This window comes from Advenella mandrilli (assembly GCF_016595155.1).
Taxonomy (GTDB): domain Bacteria; phylum Pseudomonadota; class Gammaproteobacteria; order Burkholderiales; family Burkholderiaceae_B; genus Advenella; species Advenella mandrilli.
On sequence record NZ_JAENGP010000001.1, the window covers coordinates 203,348 to 223,295 of the forward strand.

Annotated in this window: 15 protein-coding genes; 13 read left to right on the top strand and 2 right to left on the bottom strand. The window is 50.4% G+C overall.

Annotated elements, in window-relative coordinates; all coding sequences use genetic code 11:
* Positions 1–121: 121 nt before the first annotated feature.
* From zapE to JHL22_RS00990, 9 genes are all read left to right on the top strand, one after another.
* Positions 122–1,213: a cell division protein ZapE gene (zapE, locus tag JHL22_RS00950; protein WP_200232813.1), complete on the top strand. Its 1,092-nt coding sequence runs from the start codon at positions 122–124 to the stop codon at positions 1,211–1,213.
* A gap of 17 nt (positions 1,214–1,230) precedes the next feature.
* Complete coding sequence (locus JHL22_RS00955) at positions 1,231–2,595, top strand: tryptophan--tRNA ligase (protein ID WP_200232820.1); 1,365 nt, start codon at positions 1,231–1,233, stop codon at positions 2,593–2,595.
* A 10-nt stretch (positions 2,596–2,605) separates the two neighbouring features.
* Positions 2,606–3,157, top strand: a complete 552-nt coding sequence (ddpX, locus tag JHL22_RS00960) for a D-alanyl-D-alanine dipeptidase (protein ID WP_200232822.1) — start codon at positions 2,606–2,608, stop codon at positions 3,155–3,157.
* A 128-nt stretch (positions 3,158–3,285) separates the two neighbouring features.
* Positions 3,286–4,833, top strand: a complete 1,548-nt coding sequence (locus JHL22_RS00965) for an ABC transporter substrate-binding protein (RefSeq protein WP_200232824.1) — start codon at positions 3,286–3,288, stop codon at positions 4,831–4,833.
* Between the two features lie 74 nt (positions 4,834–4,907).
* Entirely contained in the window at positions 4,908–5,924 is a 1,017-nt protein-coding gene (locus JHL22_RS00970; RefSeq protein ID WP_200232828.1) for an ABC transporter permease, read from the top strand.
* Positions 5,924–6,790: a D,D-dipeptide ABC transporter permease gene (ddpC, locus tag JHL22_RS00975; RefSeq protein ID WP_234041029.1), complete on the top strand. Its 867-nt coding sequence runs from the start codon at positions 5,924–5,926 to the stop codon at positions 6,788–6,790. The genes JHL22_RS00970 and ddpC overlap by 1 nt, the downstream gene beginning before the upstream one ends.
* Positions 6,790–7,809, top strand: a complete 1,020-nt coding sequence (locus tag JHL22_RS00980; protein WP_200232830.1) for an ABC transporter ATP-binding protein — start codon at positions 6,790–6,792, stop codon at positions 7,807–7,809. The genes ddpC and JHL22_RS00980 overlap by 1 nt, the downstream gene beginning before the upstream one ends.
* The gene (locus JHL22_RS00985) at positions 7,799–8,803 is read left to right on the top strand and encodes an ABC transporter ATP-binding protein (protein ID WP_234041030.1); all 1,005 of its coding nucleotides are present in this window, start codon (positions 7,799–7,801) and stop codon (positions 8,801–8,803) included. The genes JHL22_RS00980 and JHL22_RS00985 overlap by 11 nt, the downstream gene beginning before the upstream one ends.
* Entirely contained in the window at positions 8,760–10,568 is a 1,809-nt protein-coding gene (locus JHL22_RS00990) for an ABCB family ABC transporter ATP-binding protein/permease (protein ID WP_200232832.1), read from the top strand. The genes JHL22_RS00985 and JHL22_RS00990 overlap by 44 nt, the downstream gene beginning before the upstream one ends.
* A gap of 111 nt (positions 10,569–10,679) precedes the next feature.
* Here the strand turns inward: JHL22_RS00990 and JHL22_RS00995 are convergent, their stop codons facing one another.
* Entirely contained in the window at positions 10,680–13,040 is a 2,361-nt protein-coding gene (locus tag JHL22_RS00995; protein ID WP_200232834.1) for a Tex family protein, read from the bottom strand.
* A 217-nt stretch (positions 13,041–13,257) separates the two neighbouring features.
* Between JHL22_RS00995 and yoaA the strand changes: the two genes are divergently transcribed.
* A complete protein-coding gene (yoaA, locus tag JHL22_RS01000; RefSeq protein WP_200232836.1) occupies positions 13,258–15,321 on the top strand; it encodes a DNA repair helicase YoaA in 2,064 nt (687 codons plus the stop codon).
* 183 nt (positions 15,322–15,504) lie between these two features.
* Here the strand turns inward: yoaA and JHL22_RS01005 are convergent, their stop codons facing one another.
* Complete coding sequence (locus JHL22_RS01005; protein ID WP_200232838.1) at positions 15,505–16,332, bottom strand: outer membrane protein assembly factor BamD; 828 nt, start codon at positions 16,330–16,332, stop codon at positions 15,505–15,507.
* Between the two features lie 84 nt (positions 16,333–16,416).
* Here JHL22_RS01005 and JHL22_RS01010 point away from each other — a divergent pair, with 84 nt between their 5' ends.
* The 3 genes from JHL22_RS01010 (at position 16,417) to JHL22_RS01020 (ending at position 19,937) form a co-directional block, all read left to right on the top strand.
* Positions 16,417–17,388 (top strand): RluA family pseudouridine synthase, encoded by a 972-nt coding sequence (locus JHL22_RS01010; RefSeq protein ID WP_200232840.1) that lies wholly within the window; start codon positions 16,417–16,419, stop codon positions 17,386–17,388.
* A complete protein-coding gene (pgeF, locus tag JHL22_RS01015; protein ID WP_200232850.1) occupies positions 17,385–18,170 on the top strand; it encodes a peptidoglycan editing factor PgeF in 786 nt (261 codons plus the stop codon). The genes JHL22_RS01010 and pgeF overlap by 4 nt, the downstream gene beginning before the upstream one ends.
* 132 nt (positions 18,171–18,302) lie before the next feature.
* The gene (locus JHL22_RS01020; protein WP_407926750.1) at positions 18,303–19,937 is read left to right on the top strand and encodes a PHA/PHB synthase family protein; all 1,635 of its coding nucleotides are present in this window, start codon (positions 18,303–18,305) and stop codon (positions 19,935–19,937) included.
* Positions 19,938–19,948 lie beyond the last annotated feature (11 nt).

Sequence of the window (19,948 nt, forward strand, 5' to 3'; positions counted from 1 at the left end):
GTACTGTTTTAAGTTTTGCTTGAAATAGCAGGCCTGCGGCTTGTGGTTGGTGTTCCCTGAACAGCCAGCCAGGCTGCAGGCCTTTTTAATATAATCAATATTTGAGCTTGTATTTATCATCATGAATGTTTTGCAGTATTATGAAAAGGCGCTGGGTGAACGTGGTTACAAGGCAGATGCGGCACAGCAGAAGGCAATCCGTCGTTTGCAGAAGTATTATGATGATTGGATAGCCTTCAAGCAACAGCGTTCAAGCAGGCTTAAAAAAATCTTCAGCCGGCCCGAAATCCCCAAAGGTGTGTATATGTGGGGTGGGGTCGGTCGTGGTAAAAGTTTCTTAATGGATTCCTTTTACCTGACGGTGCCGGTCAAGCGTAAAACCCGGATTCACTTTCATGAGTTCATGCGGGGCGTACACTTGCAACTGCAACAAATCAAGGGTACCCAGGATCCGCTTGATGAAGTGGCGCGCCGTATTGCCAAAAAATACCGCCTGATCTGCTTTGATGAATTCCATGTGTCGGACATTGCCGACGCAATGATTCTGTATCGTTTGTTGCTTAAACTGTTTGAGCATGGCACTTCTTTTGTGATGACGTCTAATTACGAGCCTTCTGAACTGTACCCGGATGGCCTGCATCGCGACCGTATCCTGCCGGCTATCAAGCTTATCCAGGAGCGGATGGATGTCCTGAACGTGGATACCGGGGTGGATTACCGCCTGCGTACGCTGGAACAGGTCAACATGTACCATACCCCCCTGACCGAACAAGCCCGTCAGGCGTTGCAGCTGGCGTTTGATCAGCTGTCAGACACGGCCAGCCAGAATCCGGTTTTACATATCGAGAATCGTGAAATCCGTGCCGAAGCCCTGGGCGGGTCTGTGGTGTGGTTTTCATTTGCCACCTTGTGTGGCGGCCCGCGTTCACAAAATGACTATCTGGAACTGGCCAGCCGTTTTCATACCATTATTTTATCGGACGTACCAAGAATGCGTCCTAAGCATGCTTCCGAAGCTCGCCGTTTTACCTGGCTGATTGATGTTTTATATGATCATAAAGTCAATCTGATTATGTCGGCCGAGTGCGGGCCCGATGAGTTATATACCGAAGGCACGTTGTCCAATGAATTCCATCGCACGGTTTCCCGTATTATGGAAATGCAATCAAAAGAATATCTTGAATCTGAACGACGGGAATCGGTCAGTCTGTAAATGGGGAATTGAAATTCATGAGTAAAAATACAAGAGTGCTAACCGGGATCACCACCTCTGGCACACCGCATTTGGGTAACTATGCCGGCGCCATCCGGCCTGCCATTAATGCCAGCCGTGAAGATAATGTTGATGCCTTCTTTTTTCTGGCCGACTATCACGCCCTGATTAAATGTGACGACCCAATGCGCGTGGCCCGTTCGCGTCTGGAAATTGCCGCCACCTGGCTGGCTGCCGGACTTGATACCAGCAGGGTTACTTTTTACCGTCAGTCGGATATTCCTGAAATACCCGAGCTAAGCTGGATTCTTACTTGCCTTACCCCCAAGGGCTTAATGAACCGGGCGCATGCTTACAAGGCCTCGGTAGACCAGAATGTGGCCAAGAACGTGGAACCTGATGATGGCGTCAATATGGGCCTGTTTTCTTACCCCATCCTGATGGCGGCAGACATTCTCATGTTCAATGCCAATAAGGTGCCGGTTGGCCGTGACCAGATCCAGCACCTGGAAATGGCCCGTGATATTGCCCAGCGTTTTAATCACCAGTATGGGGCAGGGCGAGAATATTTCACCTTGCCCGAAGTGCATATCGAAGAAGAAGTGGCGACCTTGCCAGGGCTTGATGGCCGCAAAATGTCCAAAAGCTATAACAACACCATTCCCCTGTTTGACGGCGGCAGCAAGCAGCTGAAAGCGGCGATTGCCCGTATCCAGACTGATTCACGCTTGCCCGGCGAGCCCAAAGATCCCGATGAGGCACACTTGTTCACGATTTACCGGGCTTTTGCGGGCCAGGAAGAGGTGGCGGCTTTCAGGCAGCAGCTTTTGGATGGCATGGGCTGGGGCGATGCCAAGCAGGCGCTGGGTGACTTGTTGGAAAACACCTTGGCACCCATGCGTGAGCGTTACAATGATTTAATGGCCAAGCCCGACCAGATAGAAGAAATCCTGCAAGAAGGCGCTAAAAAAGCGCGCCGTGAAGCGACGCCGTTTATTAACGAGATTCGCCAGGCGGTAGGCTTGCGTAATGCTGTGGCGGTAAAAGCCACTGCCAAAGAGCAGAAAAAATCAGCCAAGGCGGCTCGTTTTGTCAGCTTTCGGGACGAAGAAGGGCGTTTCCGTTTTCGCCTGATTGCGGTAAACGGACAAGAGTTGCTATTATCCGTTCCGTTTGATAACCCGAAAGATGCCGGCTTGGTGAGCAAACGCCTGCAAACTGAAAATATCAATGAGCTGTTAATTAAAAACGAACAGGATTGCTGTTTTGACATCAAACTTGATGGACAGCTGGTGGCCAATGGTTTTCCCGCATCCAGTCTGGCTGAACTTGATGGTAATATCATTTTTTTGAATGAAGCCATTGAATCAATGAAAGCATAAAGAGGAAGACGTGGGCCAAACAGCATTAAAAATTATTACGGAAGACGAATTTGGCGTGGTGATAGACCTGGTTTATGCCACCCCCAATAATCTGGCTGGTCAAGTGGTTTACCAGGAAGCTGTTTGTGCCCTGCACCCCGATGCTGAAGCCTGTCTGCGCAAGGCGGCCAACTATGCCAGGCAGGCAGGCTTAACCCTGAAAATTTTCGATGCCTATCGTCCCAATCAGGCACAGGAAATTTTCTGGTCGGTTCTGTCAGATGCGCAATATGTGTCAGATCCAGCACAAGGCTCAAACCATTCGCGCGGGGTGGCGGTTGATGTAACGCTGTTAAACGGGCAGGGTCAGGCCCTGGATATGGGTACCGGCTTTGATGACATGCAAGAACGCGCCCATCATGACCGCACGGACTTGCCGCCTGAAGTGCAAAAAAACCGGCTGTTGCTGCTGGGCATTATGCTGCATGCCGGGTTCAGATCCATTCCCTCCGAGTGGTGGCATTATGAGCTGCCCAACAGTCGTGCTTATCCCATGATAGACAGTGATCTGGTCAAAGTGTGATGGCTGGCTACGTTTTTTCCTAAAGGAAAGGTTTTTTACCATAATCGGGTAAACAACTATTTCTACTTTAAAGATGTTTTGCTAGGATATCCCGTGGTCAAGTCGATATTCATTGGGAGAAATCGCATATGTCAGGACATCGCATTTACAGAAAATTACTGCTCACGGTCTTTGCTTCGGCGTTTGGTTTTTCAGTTGCCATGCCAGGGGCTATGGCGGCAACACCAAAAGACACGCTGGTTATTGCCAAATCATCCGATCCACAAACCCTGGATCCGGCTGTTACCATCGACAATAACGACTGGACAGTCACTTACCCCAGTTACCAGCATCTGGTTAAATATAAAAAAGGCTCTACTGATGTGGAAGGCGATCTTGCCGACAGCTGGACCGCGTCCGATGATAACCTGACATGGACCTTCAAGCTTAAACCGGGACACAAGTTTGCCGATGGTAGCGATGTCAATGCCGACGCGGTCAAATATACGTTTGACCGGCTTTTACGCGTTAAACAGGGGCCTTCCGAACCTTTCCCTGCCATGCAAACCAGTGTCAAAGATCCGCTTACAGTTGAATTCAAGCTGGAAACCCCGTTTGCACCTTTCCTTTATATCCTGGCCAATAACGGTGCGGGTATTATCAACCCGGCTGCAGAAAAAGCCGAAGGCGGTGCAGACACGTTCCTGGCCGGCAATACGGCCGGTTCAGGCCCTTACCAAATGGTCAAGTGGGATAAAGGCCAATCCATCCAACTAGAGCGCAATCCCCATTATGCGGGTGAAAAGCCCGTTCTGGATAAGGTGCTTTTAAAAATCATTCCTGATGCATCGGCCCAGCGCCTGCAATTGCAAAACGGCGACCTGGATATCGTGGCCAAGCTGCCGGTTGACCAGATCGAGTCCCTGAAAGGCAAACCGGGCGTGCAATTTGAGAAAGTGCCCTCTTTATTGGTGACTTACTTATATCTGAATAATAAAACCGGTCCGTTGGCTAATCTGGATGCCCGCAAGGGGGTTGTTGAGGCGATTGATTACCAGGGGATTGTTGAAGGTGTGTTGAACAATCAGGGAAAACAGCTTAAAGGGCCCATTCCTGATGGTATGTGGGCTTATGACGATTCCAATCCTGATTTCAAACAGGACCTGGAAGCCGCCAAGGCCAGTTTGGCCAAAGCCAAGCTGGGTAAACAAGACCTGACACTACTCTATTCAAACCGTGATGCCAACTGGGAACCCATTGCCCTAACCGTACAGGCAAACCTGGCCGCCCTGGGGGTGAATGTCAAACTTGAAAAACTGGCCAACGCCACCATGAGGGATCGTCTGGGTAAAGGTGAGTTTGATATTGCACTGGGTAACTGGAGCCCCGATTTTGCCGATCCGTACATGTTCATGAATTACTGGTTTGATTCTGAAAAAGGTGGTTTGCCGGGTAACCGTTCTTTTTATTCAAACCCCGAGGTTGACCAGCTAATCCGCAAGGCGGCTGAGATCAGTGACCAGGAAGAACGTACCAAGCTGTATCAACAAGCCCAGAAACTGGTGCTGGACGATTTCGCCTATGCTTATCTGTTCCAGAAAAGTGAAGAAATTGGCTTGCGTGATAACGTGAAAGGCTATTCGTATAATCCCATGCTGGATGACGTTTATAACGTACAAGATATCAGCAAGGAATAAACAGCTTGTTCATTAACGCTAACTAACAGGCAAAACGCTCGTCTAACGGGCGTTTTTGCTGATGGATACCGGGTATGTCGGTTTTTCAAATTATTTCCAAACGTCTTGCTGGCCTGGTTTTTGTGGTGCTGGGCGTTTCGGTCATTACTTTTATTGTCTCCCATCTGATTCCGGGTGATCCGGCCCGTCTCATTGCCGGTGATCGGGCCAGCCAGGCCATGGTTGATGCCATCCGTGAAAAACTGGGCCTGAACCTTCCCTTGTATGAGCAATACTGGTTATATCTGAAAGGACTGTTGCAGGGTGATCTGGGCACCTCAATTCGCACTGGCCGGCCGGTGTTGCAGGATTTGCTGGCGTTTTTTCCGGCCACCATGGAGCTGGCCGTGGTTTCCCTGATACTGGCCATTTTAATTGGCGTGCCGCTTGGGGTGTTGTCTGCCGTTTATAAAGACAAGTGGATGGACCAAATTACCAGAAGCATTTCGGTCATGGGTATTTCCATGCCGGCCTTTTGGTTAGGGATGGGGCTGATTATTATTTTTTATGGCAATCTTTCCTGGTTCCCCGCCGGGGGGCGGCTTAGTCAGGGGGTAGCCGTCCCGCCGTTTGTTACCGGCTTTTATCTGGTGGATTCGCTGCTGGCCGGGCAAATGAAGACATTTTACAATGCGCTCTGGCATCTTGTGTTGCCCGCCGTTACCTTAAGTTTTGTGCATTTGGGGGTGGTGTCACGGCAGATCCGTTCTTCCATGCTGGAACAGTTAAGCGAAGATTATATCCGTACCGCCAAAGCCTATGGCCTGCCCAAGTGGCAGGTGATTCTCAGACACGCCTTGCCCAATGCCCTGATTCCTTCGGTCACCGTTCTGGGTCTGGCCCTGGGAGATCTGTTATATGGTGCGGTGCTTACGGAAACCGTTTTCAGCTGGCCCGGGATGGGGTTGTATGTGGTTAACTCTATTCAGGCGCTGGATTTTCCGGCGGTCATGGGCTTTGCCGTGCTGGTTTCCTTTGTCTATGTGTTGTTAAACCTGTTGGTGGATTTGCTGTATTTGGTGATTGATCCACGCATTAAAGAGGTGGGTTAATGATGGCAATGCTTGCTAGCCTTAAACACAGGGGTTCCTATTTCTGGTATCAGTTGCGGCGCAGTCCGATGACCATGGTGGGACTGGGTATTATTATTTTCATGTGCCTGGCGGCCTTGCTGGCACCCGTATTGGCCCCTTACCATCCCGATGTCATTAATTTGCGGGCGCGCCTGCAGGCGCCTTCAATGGCCCATTGGTTTGGCACCGACGAAGTCGGACGGGATATTTTCAGCCGGGTTTTGTATGGTGGCCAACAATCCATTGGCGTGGGTTTGTTTGTGGCGTTTGTCGCCAGTTTCATAGGGACCATTATTGGCTGTTTTTCGGGTATTTTTGGCAAATGGGTTGATACCACCATTATGCGCATCATGGATGTCATGCTGTCCATCCCGTCTTTGGTGTTAACCATGGCACTGGCGGCCGCATTGGGGCCCAGCCTGTTTAATGCCATGTTGGCCATTACCTTGGTGCGAATTCCGTATTACGTAAGGCTGGCCCGCGGGCAAACCCTGGGGATTCGTGAAATGGTGTATGTAAAAGCAGCGGAAACGTTTGGTGCCAGCCGTTTTCACATCGTGCAGTGGCACGTGATTCGCAACGCCCTGTCCCCCATTATTGTGCAAACTACCCTGGATATCGGCAATGCCATTCTGATGGCAGCGGCATTGGGCTTTATTGGTTTAGGCGCACAGCAGCCCACGGCCGAGTGGGGCGCCATGGTTTCTGCCGGACGTAACTTTCTGATAGACCAGTGGTGGTATTCCACCTTTCCCGGCCTGGCCATCTTGATAACGGCTATTGGCTTTAACTTGTTGGGTGACGGGATGCGCGATATGCTGGACCCCAAACAGAAGGTGAAGTAATGCAAGAGAATCATGTTGGCCAGAGCAATGAACAGGTACTGAGTGTCGAAAACCTGCATATTGAATTTCCCATTTACAAAGGGGCGGTCAAAGCCCTGAACGGGGTTACTTTGCAGGTGGGGGCCGGTGAAATTGTTGGTCTGGTAGGCGAGTCGGGGTCGGGAAAGTCGGTTTGCGCCATGATGAGCATGCGTTTAATCCCTGCTGACAGCTACCGGGTTACGCATGGCACCATCTACCAGTCGGGTAAAGATGTCCTGAAGCTAAGTGAAAAAGAAATGCGAGCCATAAGGGGGCGTGAAGTTTCCATGATTTTTCAGGAACCGATGACAGCGCTGAACCCAGTCATGAAAGTGGGTAAACAAATTGTCAATGTGATTTTGCAGCATCAATCCATGAGCAAGGCAAAGGCCAAAGAAAAAACCCTGGATCTGCTGCGGGACATGTATATTGCCGACCCGGAACGGGTGGTTGACAGTTATCCGTTTGAGTTGTCAGGCGGCATGCGCCAGCGTATTATGATTGCCCTGGCATTTTCCTGTGAACCCAAGTTGCTGATTGCCGATGAGCCGACCACAGCACTGGATGTGACCGTACAAAAACAGGTTTTGCTTTTGCTTCGCGAGCGGGCCCGTAAAACCGGTGCCGCCATTTTATTAATTACCCACGATATGGCGGTGGTTTCTCAATTTTGTGAACGGGTATATGTGATGTATGCCGGTGCTGTGGTGGAAGACGGACAGACCCGCGACGTTATGCGCCGGCCAAGGCATCCGTATACGCAAGGTTTGCTGGCCGGTTTGCCGGAAAACGTGGTGCCGGGGACACCTTTAAAAACGATTGGCGGGCAAGTGCCCGACCTGGCGCAATTGCCCACGTGCTGTTCATTCATGAACCGTTGCGAACGCAAGGAATACATTTGTCGCAATGCCCCTGATTTATTGCCCTTAACGTCAGATCCATCCCACAAAGTGGCCTGCTGGATTGTACAGGAAGAGGATGAACGCCATGCCAGATAATCGCCTGCCCGATAACTGCCTTGTTTCCCTGAGCGATATTCATGTCCACTTTCCGGTTCAAAAAAACTGGTTGGGACAGGTGAAGTCTACTGCGCATGTCCTGAACGGCATAGACCTGGATGTTGATGCCGGCGAAACCCTGGGTATCGTGGGAGAATCGGGCTGTGGAAAAAGCACGCTTGCCCAAGTGTTAATGGGTTTGCTGCAACCGGTCCGGGGCAGTGTAAGCTGGCAGACAGCCGGTGCCAAACCCACTATCCAGATTGTCTTCCAGGACCCGCAGTCTTCATTGGACCCGCGTTTACCCGTCTGGAAAGTCATTACCGAGCCCATTCATATCCAGGGCGGCCATTCACGGGGGCAATTGCGCCAAATAGCCGCAGACTTGGCGGTCCAGGTAGGATTGCGTGAAGAATACCTGGACCGTTACCCGCATGAGTTTTCGGGGGGACAGCGCCAGAGGATTGCCATTGCACGTGCCCTGGCACCCAATCCTGATATTATTGTGCTGGATGAACCCACCTCGGCACTGGATATTTCGGTTCAGGCGCAAATTTTGAATTTGCTTAATGATTTGCAAAAAGCCAGAAATTTAAGCTATATCCTGATTTCCCATAATGTTTCTGTTATAAAGCATATGAGCAAAAGGATTGCGGTGATGTACCTGGGGCAAATTGTCGAGTTGGGTCATACGTCTGACATATTGCAAAAACCGGCGCATCCCTATACCGAACTTTTGCTGGATGCTGTACCCGATATGACAGGTAGCCTTGCCATGAAAGGGCCTGTTGATTTGCCCGAATTGCCGGGTAACCGCCACTTGCCCAGTGGTTGTTTTTTTTATGACCGTTGTCATTACAGGGATGAAAAGGGTTGTCATCTTGCCCAGCCCTTACGCCGCCTGAGTGCGGAGCAGGAAATAAGATGGGTCCGTTGTTACAAGAATATATATGAGAACTCAATCAGAGCAGTATCCACAGAAGTCGGCGTCTAAAAAAATCAGTTTTGACGTTGTTTTATCCCTGTTACCTTACGTATGGCAATTCAAATGGCGCGTTGGCTTTGCCTTGTTATTCCTGGTGTTGGCCAAAGTGGCCAGCGTCATCTTGCCCATTTTTTTAAAAGATATTGTTGACCAGCTTAGTGTGCCACCCACTGCCCTGGTTTTACCGGTGGCCGCTTTGCTGGGGTATGGCCTTGCACGAGTTTCCAGCAGTCTTTTTGGTGAGCTCAGGGATGCCCTGTTTGCCAGGGTCACGCAGGGCTCCATACGTAAAATTGCCAAAACCATCTTTGAACACCTGTTTGGCCTGTCCATGCGGTTTCACCTGCTGCGTCAAACCGGCGGCCTTAGCAGGGATATAGACCGGGGTACCAAAGGCATTGGCTTTGTATTGAACTTTACCCTGTTCAATATTTTGCCCACCTTGCTGGAATTGCTGATGGTGATGGGTATCTTGTTGTGGCGTTACGATATCTGGTTTGCAGCGGTAACCATGCTAACCATTATTGCCTATATCCTGTTCACTTTTACCGTGACTGAAAAACGCATGGTCATGCGCCGACGCATGAACAGTCTGGACAGCATGGCCAATACCCAGGCTATTGATGCCCTCATCAATTATGAAACCGTTAAGTATTTTAATAACGAAGCCTACGAGATTAATCGCTATGATGAAAACCTGAGCAAATGGGTGGACTCCTCGGTCAAGAACCAGATATCACTCAATATTCTTAATGCAGGTCAGGGGGTTATTATTACCACTGGCATTACCATTTTGCTGTGGATGTCGGCCGACCGGGTGGTGCAAGGTAGCATGACCGTCGGCGACGTTGTACTGGTCTCGGCCTATCTTACTCAGTTGTATGCACCGCTTAATTTCCTGGGATTCATCTATCGTGAAATCAAGAACTCATTGTCTGACATGGAACGCATGTTCGGTCTCATGGACGAGCAGCAGGAAATCAAGGATGATAAAGGTGCTATCGCGTTAAACACCCGCCATGCCGAAATTGTGTTTCAGGATGTCTGCTTTTCTTATGAAAGTGAGCGGCAGATTTTGCATAAGGTGTCTTTCAGGGTAGGGGCAGGCGAAACGGTGGCGGTGGTGGGCACCTCAGGGGCAGGCAAGTCTACCCTGTCACGATTGCTGTTCCGTTTTTATGATGTCAGTTCAGGCAGTATCCTGATCAATGGCAGGGATATCCGTTCTTATACCCAGTTAAGCCTGCGCCAGCATATTGGCATTGTGCCCCAGGATACGGTGCTGTTCAATAATTCCATTTATTACAATATTGCCTATGGTCGTCCTTCGGCCACACACGATGAGGTCATAGAAGCGGCCAAGTCAGCCAGTATTCATCAGTTTGTGAGCAGCCTTCCCGAGGGGTATGAATCACAGGTGGGTGAGCGGGGCCTGAAATTGTCCGGAGGAGAAAAGCAAAGGGTCGCCATTGCCCGCACCATTTTGAAAGATCCGCCCATTCTGGTGCTGGATGAAGCCACCAGTGCACTGGATACCCGAACCGAGCGCAAGATTCAGGATGAACTGTTCCAGATTGCCAAAAACCGTACTACACTGATTATTGCCCATCGGCTTTCAACCATTGTGGATGCCGACCGGATTATTGTAATGGATCAGGGAAAAATTATGGAGCAGGGTACTCATAGTGAATTGCTAGAGAAAAATGCTATTTATGCCCGCATGTGGGCCATGCAGTTTCAGGCATCCGAAATAGTGGAAGCGTCTGAACCCTGATTATTTCCTTTAACTGTTTGTATTATATTTCTATGAAAATGCCCCGAAGCGATTCGGGGCATTTTGTTGTGCTGCGTTTAGTGTGCCGATAAGAGCCGGAATACTTCCGGATTATCGTTTGAGCTTGGCAAAGGCAGCGGCCATGGCATTGTTGGCAGGCGGTTTGTTATCCGCCTGTTTTTGGCGGCCTTGACCACGAGGACGGTTGCCAGCCGGGGCGTTCGCGCTGTCACGGCTAACTGGCAGGCTATCGTCATTCAGCCGCATGGTTAAGGCAATCCGTTTGCGTTGCGCGTCTACTTCCTGAACCTTGACCTGTACCGTTTGCCCAACCCGAACCACATCGCGCGGGTCTTTGACGAACTTGTCAGCCAGGGCGGAAATATGCACCAGACCATCCTGATGTACACCAATATCCACAAAGGCACCAAAGTTGGCCACGTTGGTCACAACCCCTTCCAGCACCATGCCGGGTAGCAGGTCGTTAATAGACTCAATGCCTTCCTTGAAGGTAGCGGTTTTGAATTCGGGGCGTGGATCCCGGCCGGGTTTTTCAAGTTCGCTGAAAATATCCCGAACTGTTGGCAAACCGAAACGTTCATCGGTAAAGTCGGCCGGAGAAATGCCTTTCAGGGCATCTTTTTGGCCGATGATGGCTTTGACATCAGCCTGGATTTTACCCAGGATACGCGCCACTACCGGGTAGGCTTCAGGGTGAACCGAAGAAGCATCCAGTGGATTGTCTCCGTTGGGAATACGCAGGAAACCGGCCGCCTGTTCAAAGGCTTTGGCACCAAAGCGAGAGACGTTCATTAAGGCGGCACGATTGGGGAAGGCGCCATTCTGGTCACGCCATTCGACAATGTTTTTGGCCAAGGTTGTATTCAGGCCTGAAACGCGGGTTAGCAGGGGGGCAGAGGCGGTGTTAACGTCAACGCCTACTGCGTTCACGCAATCTTCAATAACCGCATCCAGCGAGCGGGCCAGTTCACGCTGGTTGACATCGTGCTGGTACTGGCCAACGCCAATGGCCTTGGGTTCAATTTTGACCAGTTCGGCCAGCGGGTCTTGCAGGCGACGGGCAATAGAAACGGCACCGCGCAGGCTGACATCCAGTTCGGGAAATTCTTTGGCGGCCAGTTCAGACGCTGAATAAACCGAGGCACCCGCTTCGGACACCACGATTTTCTTGACATCGGGGTTGGGGAAAGCTTGCAACATGTCAGCCACCAGTTTTTCGGTTTCGCGTGAAGCGGTACCGTTGCCAATCGCAATTAACTGAATTTTGTGACGGGCGACCAGGGCGGCCAGTGTACGAATAGAACCTTCGCGATCGCGTCGTGGTTCAAAGGGATAGATGGTGGCGGTATCCAGCAATTTTCCGGTTGGGTCAATGGCTGCCGCCTTGACGCCGGTACGAATGCCCGGGTCTAGCCCCAGCACTGATTTTGGTCCGGCCGGTGCGGCGAGCAACAGGTCTTTCAGGTTGGCGGCAAATACCTTGATGGCTTCTTCTTCGGCCTGTTCGCGTAGTTTGCCCATCATTTCAGACTCAAAAGCGGTTAACAGTTTTACCCGCCATGTCCAGCGGGAAACGTCGGCCAGCCATTTGCCACGTGCACTGGCATCAAGGGTGTAATCGGCATCCAGTTGCAGAAATTCGCTAATACGAATCACACAAGGGTGGGGTACCAGGGCGTCCTGCTCTTCATTCAGGCCAATGCGCAAATCAAGCATACCCTGCTGGCGCCCGCGCAGTAAAGCCAGGGTGCGGTGGGAAGGCAGGGTTTTAACGGGCTCTTTGAAGTCAAACCAGTCACGGAAATTGTCGCCTTCGGTTTCCTTACCTTCAACAACCTTGGCGTATAACCAGCCCTGGTTCCACAAGTGATCGCGCATGTCGGCTAGCAAGTCGGCGTTTTCGGCAAAACGTTCGGCCAGAATGTCGCGGGCACCGTCAAGGGCTGCCTTGGCGTCTTTGACGTTCAATTCCAGGTTGATGTATTGTTCGGCCAGTTCGGCAGGCACCGCATTTTTATTGGCCAGGATTTCATCGGCCAGCGGTTCAAGCCCCGCTTCTTTGGCAATCTGGGCCCGGGTACGACGCTTGGGCTTGAAGGGGGCGTAAAGATCTTCAAGGCGCTGTTTGGTGTCGGCAGCGCCAATGGAAGCCTCCAGTTCCGGGGTCAGTTTGCCCTGCTGGCTGATAGATTCGATAATGGCCAGGCGGCGGGTTTCCAGCTCCCGTACATACAGAAGACGCACCTCAAGGTTACGCAAAACGGTATCGTCAAGGCCGCCGGTTGCCTCTTTGCGGTAACGGGCGATAAAGGGAACGGTTGCACCTTCATCAAGCAGGGAAACCGTAGCGGCAATCTGTGCCGGGCGTACGTTCAGCTCTTGGGCCAGTAGCGTAATAATGCGTTGTTCATCAATGCCTGTGGCAGTTTCGGTACTTGGGGTTTCGGACATGTTTGCTTAAAAATAATTAAAAACGAACTGTAAATTGTGCCATAAGCGGCAGGCTTGTAGGGAGGGGGCTACTCATATTCGTTAATTTGTATGAATGTTTGTCGCTTGATACCGGATTATTTCGTCCTCTTTCAGCGGATAAGTGCCCTTGCCTCGTTACTATCATTAAAATGGCGTATGGGCGGATTGCCTTCATTTTTTGTTGTTTGGAAAGCGTGTGCGAGTTCTTGATTTTGAAATTTCCGATTGGTTCCTGCAAGAGGGGCCTTTTGCCGGTGCCATACCGGGTTACAAGGTGCGGGATGCACAAATTCAGCTCGCGCAGGCTATTGATGAAACTATTCAGGCCAAATCGGTCCTGGTGGCAGAGGCCGGTACCGGCACCGGTAAAACCTGGGCCTATCTGGTGCCCGCATTTTTGTCGGGTGGCAAGGTTATTGTGTCAACCGGTACCCGTACCCTGCAAGATCAGCTGTATACCAAAGATGTACCGCGCCTGAAAAAAATCATGGCTCTGCCCGTGCATGTTGCCCTGCTTAAGGGGCGCAGCAATTATGTTTGCCATTATCATCTGGATCGCATGGAGCAGGATGATCGCTCATTGCGTTCAAAAGAAGAGGTGGTGCAGCTTCGGTATATCCGGCAATTTGCCGACCGCAGTCACTCGGGTGATAAAACCGATTGTGCAAAGGTGCCCGAAGATGCCGATATCTGGGGCAGGGCGACTTCCACCCGCGAGAACTGCCTGAACCAGGATTGCCCTTTTGTTAAAGATTGCTTTATGCTGAAAGCACGGCGCAATGCGCAGGAAGCCGATGTCGTGGTCATTAACCATGCTTTGTTTTTTGCAGACCTGGTTCTGAAAGAAGAGGGTATTGCTGATTTGCTACCGGCCGCTGATACCGTTATTTTTGATGAAGCGCACCAGTTACCTGATACGGCAACCCGCTTTTTGGGTGATACCGTTGCCACCTCGCAAATTATGGATTTCCTGAAAGTGACCGAAGTTGCCTGCCTGAGCCAGGCACGTGATTCGGCTCGCTGGAGCGAGATTTGCAAGAAAGTTGAATACTATGTGAAAGATTTGCGGCTGGTGGCGGCCGGCATAGATAAATTGCCTGGAAAGAAGGCTACCTACGAGCAAATTCCCGAACTTGATAAATTCAATGAAGCACTGGCTAACATGGAAGACGAGCTGGACAAGCTGGTACGTATGTTGGTGGCGGTGCAAGAGCGGCATCCAGATTTAATGGCCGCCGCTAAAAGCGGCACAGAACTTCGGGCTAAAATTTACCGCTGGTCCCATGCTGCCTTACCAGAGGTTGAACCTGATTCCGCTGAAGAAAATGAAGAGCCTGAAAATGAAACATCCGCTGATACCAGTAAAAAAAACCGGCAACAGGATATTCTGGTGCGCTGGGTGGAATTTGGCCTGCATCATTTGCGCTTGAATTCGGCCCCCCTGTCGGTGCATACCTTTGCCCGTTATAAAAAACCCGAGCAGGCCTGGGTGTTTACCTCGGCCACGCTTTCCGTGTACAAAGATTTTTCTCATTTTACGCGACAGCTGGGCTTGCACAACGCCCGCACCGAACGCTGGGAATCACCGTTCAATTACAAAGACAAGGCCTTGTTGTATGTGCCTAACCATTTGCCCGAAACCCAGTCCCCCGATTTTGCCCAGGCCTTTGTTGATACCTTGCTGCCCCTGATCAAGGCTACACCAGGTGGCGTATTGGTATTGTGCACCACGCTTAGGGCGGTTGATTATTTTGCCCACTTGCTCATTAAAGCCTTTGACAAGGAAGACGTGGATCGCCCGGTCATGAAACAAGGGGAAAGTACCCGTGGTCAATTAATCCAGCGATTCAGGCAACATGCCAATGCCGTGCTGGTGGGCAGCGCCAGTTTCTGGGAAGGGGTGGATTTTCCCGGAGATATCCTTACCCTGGTGGCGATCGACAAACTTCCTTTTGCCCCGCCCGATGACCCTGTACTGGAGGCTCGCATCAAGGCCTGTCGCCAGGAAGGGGGAAATCCTTTTTTTGAATATCAAATTCCGGGGGCGGCGATTGCCTTGAAACAGGGGGCCGGACGCCTGATTCGTACTGAAAGCGATTGGGGGGTATTAATGGTGGGTGACCGCAGGTTGGTAGAAAAGCCTTATGGAAAACTGCTTTGGCGGGGCTTGCCTTCTTTTAGCCGCACCCGTTATCTGGAAGAGGCGGTTAGTTTTTTTGACAAGTCAGAACCACCGGTTGATGAGGCTAATCAAACCTGAATTATTTCAAGATTATTGAGCTGAGCCCAAAAGCTTAGGTGAATTTTCACCCTTTTGGTTTTTCCCTAGGGCTAAGTTTAGTGCTGTATTGAATTTTTATTTTTATTTTTTCATAAATAAAACCCCGGCAAATTGGCCATTTAAAAGCCATTTTGCCGGGGTTTTGTTTACCTGGTGAAGGGTTTAGTTATTAAACCATGAGGCAGGCTTGAACATGTCGCTCCAGTGTTTGTCGCCGTCAAGACCCTGGGCGTAATATTTGCTATTGGGAAAGTTCTGTTCAAGTACGCGTTTGGCATCGTTGGCCTGTTCGGTCAAGCCCAGTTTCTCATAAGATTTCATCATGATGTACAGGGCACGTTCGGCCGCTTCGACACCCGAGAAGTCGCGAATGACTGCCTGGCTGCGATTAATGGCTGCCACATAGGCATCGCGCTTGTAATAGTATTCGGCAACGTTAACTTCGTTTTCGGCAATGGTGCTGACCAGCCATGTAATACGAGAGCGTGCGTCATGCGCATAACGGCTGTCGGGGAAACGGGTAATTAGTTCATTGAATGCCTGGTAGGACTGGCGCAGGCCTTTGGGGTCACGTTCGCTGGGGTCCTGGCCGGTATAGCTGCTTAAGAATGCACTGGGCGGGGTAAACGTAACCAGTCCTTTAAGGTAAAGCATGTAATCGGTGCCAGGGTGGTTGGGGTACAGTGCCAGGAAACGATTAATGGACGCGGTAGCCTGTTCGGGCTCGTCATCTTTCCAGTATACATATGCCTGGTCAATAAGTGCCTGTTGCGCCTGGCTGCTATAGGGAAAACGGGTTTCTACGGCGCTTAGGTTCTGACTGGCACTTTTCCACTCAGAGGCTCGTACGTTGTCCCGGGCTTCCTGGTAAAGCTGGTCTGCAGTCCAACCTTGTGTTTTATCTTCCTGGCTCTTGAACACACCACTGCACCCGGCAACAGCCAGGGAACACAGCACCAATAATGAGTGACGAATAATACTTTTTTGCATAATTAGATGGGTTACAGTAAGTTAAAAGCCAAAAGGGTTCACACAATGTTAGCATTGCGAACAACATTATATGATTATTAATCCATGTCTGATACCACAATTTCCCAACAAGATGAATTTATTGACACAGAACCACGTGTTTTCAGGTTGCCCGTTTCGGTAAAGGGGGATCGCCTTGATAAAATACTGGCGCAATTAATTCCCGAGCACTCAAGAAACAGGTTGCAATCCTGGATAGAGTCGGGATATGTAACTGTAAACGAAAAACCGGGTAAAGTCAGGCAAATTGTGGGTGCTAGCGACATTATTACCGTTTGGGAACCCATAGCCGAAGAAAGTCTGGCGTTTACGCCCGAGCCGGTTGATTTTACGGTTTTGGCACAAAGCAGCCAGTGGATTGTGGTAGAAAAACCAGCCGGACTGGTTACCCATCCTGGGGCAGGTAATTGGCATGGTACCTTGCTAAATGGTTTGCTGTACCGCTTTCCCGAGTTGGCGCATGTGCCACGCGCCGGTATTGTGCATCGTCTTGACAAGGATACCTCGGGTCTTCTGGTGGTTGCCCGTACCGAACAGGCGCAAACGCATCTGGTACGGCAATTACAGGCTCGTACCGTGGGGCGTGAATATGTGGCGCTGGTGATGGGGCAGGTCAAGTCGCAAGGAGTCATAGACGCCCCGATAGGGCGAGACCGTAAAGTGCCGGTGCGGATGTCAACCGACCGGCCCATCGCCCCTAAAGAAGCCCGGACTCATTATGCCTTGCTGGCATTGGGCATGGTGCAGGAAAAGGCCGTGTCATGGGTGCGCTGTAAACTGGAAACCGGACGCACTCACCAGATCAGGGTGCATTTATCCAGTATCGGGCACCCGCTTCTGGGGGATGAGTTGTACGGTGGAAAATCCTTGGCTGGCGCACAGCGGCAGATGCTCCATGCACGCCGCCTGCAATTCATAGACCCGGAAACGGAAAACGTTTGTGAGTTTGAGTCTGTGCTGGCACAGGATATGCAACAGGTGATTGCCAATATCCAATGGGAAGACATGCAACAATGAGGTCCGAAAAAAACAGGCATGATAATAACGGTGCCATACCAAACAATACGGTAACGGGGCAACCGTGGCCCGGCGTGCAGTATTTTTGTACTACCCGGCAAGGTGGGTTTAGCCAGCCGCCTTATGACTCAATGAATCTGGGTTTACATACAGGCGATGATCCACTGCTTGTTGGGCAAAATAGAGACCGCTTGCAGTGTTTGCTGCCGGGGCAAGTGGTGTGGCTTGAGCAGGTTCACGGCACTGGTGTGCATGATGCTGACCAGCCTGGCGCCAATGATTTGCTGATTACGGCAGATGCTGCGGTAACCACAGAAATAAACAAGGTGCTTGCCATCATGACAGCAGATTGCCTGCCGGTAGTGATAAGCGCTGAAAATGGTCAGGTGATAGGTGTGGCGCATGCCGGCTGGCGCGGCCTGCTTAATGGTGTACTTGAAAACACGCTGGAAAAAATGAGAAGCAAAACCCGGGAGAAAGAGTTTCGGGCCTGGATTGGGCCGGCCATTGGTGTGGAGGCTTTTGAGGTTGGGCAAGAAGTTTATGACGCTTTTATGAATAATGATGAAAATCAGGCGTTGTATTTTCGATCACATCCGCATCACCCTGGGAAATGGTTGGCTGATTTGTCAGCGCTGGCGGTTTATCGATTACAGAAAAATGGTGTAAGTGCTGTTGAAGAAAGCAAATTATGTACTTTTATGAATCATGAACGTTTCTTTTCTTATCGAAGGCAAAGCCAGACGGGTCGCATGGTGACTGTTGCGTGGAAGGTAAAATAGCAGGAATAAATGTTACTTCTGGCAACGATATTTCTCACAAAGTTGAATAACTTTGACTATTCCTTTATCTTAAAAGACATAATGGTGAATTAAATGTTGTAACGTTTTTCGGGCTTAAAAAGGGGTGACAAAATGAAGTATGACCAATTTACAAAAAACATGCCATGGATGATGCCAATGGTAAACCCAGCGCAAATCCAGCAATTGCAAACGGAATTTACCGAAAACTTCAGGCAACTTATGTTGCATGCCACCCAGGGAAACCTGCCCGCTGTGAAAGACCGTCGTTTCAGCAGCGAGGCCTGGCAGCATAATCCCCAGTTTTCAGCGCTTGCCCATCTTTATCTGCTGTCAGCGCAAACCATGAATAAATGGGTTGATCAACTGGAAATTCCCGATGCCAACCGGGATCGCCTGAGATTTTCGGTAACGCAATGGCTGGATGCTTTTGCCCCCTCCAACTTTTTTGCGCTTAATCCCGATGCCCTGAAAGCCTTTCAGGAAAGTCAGGGTGAGTCTTTGCAAAAAGGCATGGCAAACCTGATGCATGACATGCAAAAAGGGCGTATTACCCAAACCGATGAAACAGTTTTTGAAGTGGGCCGCGACCTGGCTATTACCGAAGGCTCAGTGGTATTTGAAAACCCGTATTTTCAGCTTATTCAATACAAGCCGCAAACCCCTACGGTACATGAAACGCCCTTGTTAATGGTGCCGCCTTGCATCAATAAATATTATATTTTAGACCTTCAACCCGAAAACTCCCTGGTGGCTTATGCCGTTGCCCAGGGTCATACCGTATTTCTGGTGTCCTGGCGCAACCCATTGCCCGAAGACAAAGATGGCATTCAGAATGCCACTTGGGATGATTACATTGAGCAAGGCGTGTTAAAAGCCATCTCGGTGGTGTCTGAAATCTCAGGGCAAGAAAAAATCAATGCGCTTGGATTCTGCGTTGGGGGAACTATGCTGGCATGTGCCTTGGCGGTTGCCCGTCAACGTGGCCAGGACCCAGTCGGGGCATTAACCCTGTTAACCACCTTCCTTGATTTTGAAAAAACCGGCATCATGGATGTGTTTGTGGATGAGGCACATGCCTCACTGCGCGAGCAGCAATTGGGGCAGGGCGGCTTGCTTTCTGCCGCCGAATTGGGTACCACCTTCTCATTTTTGCGTCCTAATGAGCTGGTCTGGAATTATGTCGTTAATAACTACCTGAAAGGGCAATCCCCCACTGCCTTTGACTTGCTTTACTGGAATGCAGACGGCACCAATTTGCCAGGTCCTTTCTTTACCTGGTATTTCCGTAATACCTACCTGGAAAACAACCTTAAAAAGCCCAACTCCCTAAGTGTTTCAGGTACCCCTGTAGACCTTGGCCTGCTGGACATGCCCGCTTATGTTTATGCATCAAAAGATGATCACATCGTACCATGGGATTCTGCTTACGCCTCTACGAATATTTTACAAGGGCCAACGCGTTTTGTATTGGGAGCTTCGGGTCATATCGCTGGGGTTATCAATCCGCCAGTCAAAAATAAGCGTAATTACTGGGTTTCCAATGCCGAAGCGGAACAGGATTTTCCGCTTAGCAGTCAATGGCTTGACAGCACCACTCAGGTTCAGGGTAGCTGGTGGCCAGATTGGTCCGAGTGGCTGGCCTCTCATGCCGGTAAAAAAGTGCGGGCAAAGAAAACACCAGGTAATGGGAGTTACCCTGAGATAGAGGCAGCACCCGGAAAGTATGTAAAAGTTAAGGCAATATAGTATTGGTTTTT